Below are 2284 nucleotides of genomic sequence, written 5' to 3' on the forward strand. Positions count from 1 at the left end.
GGGGATACGTTAGGTCCACCACACTCCGCAACAAGCGTCTGACCTGGTCAAATAGGCTACAACTGAGCCGGGGACGCCTGAGTGCTGGTCGAAATTTTGACCAACCCGGGCTAGACTTCGAACCATGACGATCGACGCGACGTCCGTTCCACTGTCCGAGGCGAAGACCCACCTGTCCGCCCTGGCTCGTCGTGTGCGCCACCAGCACGAACGGATCACCTTGACCCGCAACGGCGAAGCCGAGGCTGTCATCGTGTCCGTCGACGACCTTGAGGGTCTCGAGATGACGCTGGAGATCCTCAGTGACACCGAGGCCGTCCGAGGGATCACCGACAGCCTCGCGGCCCTTGGCCGTGGCGAGGACGGGGTGGATCTCGCCACCATGCGTGCCGAGGTGGCTCGTCGTCGAGTCACCGGAGCGTGAGCCCGGACGCGGGTTCCGAACCCTACGCGGTCCGTTTCCAGCCCGCCGCGCGACGGGCGTTGGCGGAGCGGCTGCCCGAATCGGTTGCCACCGCCGTCCTTGAGTTCTGCGACGCCGCCTTGGCCACAAGCCCTTACCGCGTTGGCAAGCCGCTGTTCGGCCCGCTCACCGGGTGCCATGGCGCTCGACGCGGTACATACCGCATCGTGTACCACGTCGACGATCGTGCTCGCGTCGTGCACGTTCTCGACGTGGATCGCCGGGCTGATATCTACCGGCCGCGCTGATGACAGTCGATCCCGGACGCTCCCGACAGCGGTTCGCGGGAGGGCGCTGCGCTACCCGGACCGGAACCCCGGCCGCAGCCCGAGGGCGAGGACATTCCGGAAGCCGAAGCAGAATGTCAACGCGACCAGGATGGAGCGGTCCCGGTTCCGTGGACAGCGGGATTGAGGGTGGTCTCAACCGGTCAGTGCACCACCCATGTGTCACCTTGGCCGCTTGATTCCGCCCACTATCGCTCAGCGGTGGTACACGTCCCGACGGTGATCGATATCGACGACGGTCACGACCATGGCCTTGTCATCGATGCGGTAGATGATCCGGTAGGTTCCGCGCCGGGCACTGAACCGGTCATCGAGCGGCGGCATCAGCCGCTTGCCGACCCGATACGGGCCATCGAGAAGTGGGCCGGTGATGAACTCGTAGGCGGCCGTGGCGACCGGTTCCGGCAGGGTCTCGCCGAGCGCGCGGCGGACCGTCGGCGTGGCCCTCAGGGTGTAGGGCCCAGCCGATCCGGTCATGCGGCGCCGCGTCGGCGCCGCATCGTCTCGGCCAGTGCGTCCGCGGTCACCTCTTCGCCGCGTGCGAGCTCCGCGTCGGACTGCGCGAGCCGGCGCATCGTGGCCGGGTCGCTGAGGATCGCGAGCGTCTCCTCAAGCTGCTTCAGGTCCTCGACGGCCACGAGCACGGCCGACGGGTGGCCGTGGACAGTGACGGTCACCCGCTCGTGATGGTCATGTACACGGCCGACGAGTTCGGACAGGTGCGACTTCACCTCACCCAACGGCAACGTCGTCATGACTAGAAGTATGACCAAACCTGTAGGCGATGTCGACCGCGGGCCGGACTTTCGACGGTCGAGCCCACGAGAGCGTCCCGAGGGGTGAGGCCGCAGATCCCGGTCAACGCGCGACCTGGCTCGGGGCTGATGATCGGAAACCACGAGGGATACCCACGGATACCACCGGGAAGATCCCGAGCCCCTGCCAGAGCCGTGTCCCGCCGTACCCACACTTGTACCGATCACGCCGTGGAACGGGCCGCAACAGTACCGAACGACCACCTACGCGCGCCGCGTCCACCGAAACGCCCGGCGAACCGATGTCCCGCCAAGAACTGGCCGAACGGATCAACCACTGGATCTACAACCACGACCAGACAATCACCGAGATCGACGGGAACTACCTCGGCAAACTCGAACGCGGCATCATCCGCTGGCCCCAACATCGCTACCGGCAGGCCCTCCGCGCAATCCTGCGCGCCAACACCGACCAAGACCTGGGATTTCACCGCCCGACGCGGCGACACAAAGTGGACAACCGAGAAACCGTCACCCTTCGAGACAGCAACGAGGAAGAAGAGCCAATGCGGCGACGGACCGTCCTCAGACTAGCTGGAGCGGTAATCGGCGGCGGTTAAGAACCCACACATACCGACCGTCCATCTCACCGTACCGCTCAGTCCGTCGGACAGCGCTTATCTCGATCAGGGAATCTCGCACAAAGATCTAAGTGGTCGGCGCTGGAAGTCCTTCGGGGGTTGTCGGATGCCAGGTGGATGCGTCGCGAGGCGGAGGAG

The 2284-nt window shown here is 65.5% G+C and carries 5 protein-coding genes; 3 read left to right on the top strand and 2 right to left on the bottom strand.

What is annotated here, in order from left to right; all coding sequences use genetic code 11:
• Positions 1-124 precede the first annotated feature (124 nt).
• Both MJ783_RS11090 and MJ783_RS11095 read left to right on the top strand, forming a co-directional pair.
• On the top strand, positions 125-424 hold the full coding sequence (locus tag MJ783_RS11090; RefSeq protein WP_239310318.1) for a type II toxin-antitoxin system Phd/YefM family antitoxin: 300 nt from the start codon (positions 125-127) through the stop codon (positions 422-424).
• A complete protein-coding gene (locus tag MJ783_RS11095) occupies positions 421-711 on the top strand; it encodes a type II toxin-antitoxin system RelE/ParE family toxin (RefSeq protein WP_239310319.1) in 291 nt (96 codons plus the stop codon). The genes MJ783_RS11090 and MJ783_RS11095 overlap by 4 nt, the downstream gene beginning before the upstream one ends.
• A 234-nt stretch (positions 712-945) precedes the next feature.
• Here the strand turns inward: MJ783_RS11095 and MJ783_RS11100 are convergent, their stop codons facing one another.
• Both MJ783_RS11100 and MJ783_RS11105 read right to left on the bottom strand, forming a co-directional pair.
• Positions 946-1227, bottom strand: a complete 282-nt coding sequence (locus MJ783_RS11100; protein WP_239310320.1) for a type II toxin-antitoxin system RelE/ParE family toxin — start codon at positions 1225-1227, stop codon at positions 946-948.
• Positions 1224-1505, bottom strand: coding sequence for a type II toxin-antitoxin system Phd/YefM family antitoxin (locus tag MJ783_RS11105; RefSeq protein ID WP_239310321.1), 282 nt, complete (start codon positions 1503-1505; stop codon positions 1224-1226). The genes MJ783_RS11100 and MJ783_RS11105 overlap by 4 nt, the downstream gene beginning before the upstream one ends.
• 302 nt (positions 1506-1807) lie before the next feature.
• Here MJ783_RS11105 and MJ783_RS11110 point away from each other — a divergent pair, with 302 nt between their 5' ends.
• Entirely contained in the window at positions 1808-2125 is a 318-nt protein-coding gene (locus MJ783_RS11110) for a hypothetical protein (RefSeq protein ID WP_239310322.1), read from the top strand.
• The last annotated feature ends 159 nt before the right edge of the window (positions 2126-2284 follow it).

Source organism: Protofrankia sp. Cj3 (assembly GCF_917627355.1).
Classification (GTDB): domain Bacteria; phylum Actinomycetota; class Actinomycetes; order Frankiales; family Frankiaceae; genus Protofrankia.

Excerpts from the sequence above, each read along its gene's own strand:
- MJ783_RS11090 (WP_239310318.1), top strand. The coding sequence starts at position 125 with ATGACGATCGACGCGACGTCCGTTCCACTGTCCGAGGCGAAGACCCAC.
- MJ783_RS11100 (WP_239310320.1), bottom strand. The coding sequence starts at position 1,227 with ATGACCGGATCGGCTGGGCCCTACACCCTGAGGGCCACGCCGACGGTC.
- MJ783_RS11105 (WP_239310321.1), bottom strand. The coding sequence starts at position 1,505 with ATGACGACGTTGCCGTTGGGTGAGGTGAAGTCGCACCTGTCCGAACTC.
- MJ783_RS11110 (WP_239310322.1), top strand. The coding sequence starts at position 1,808 with ATGTCCCGCCAAGAACTGGCCGAACGGATCAACCACTGGATCTACAAC.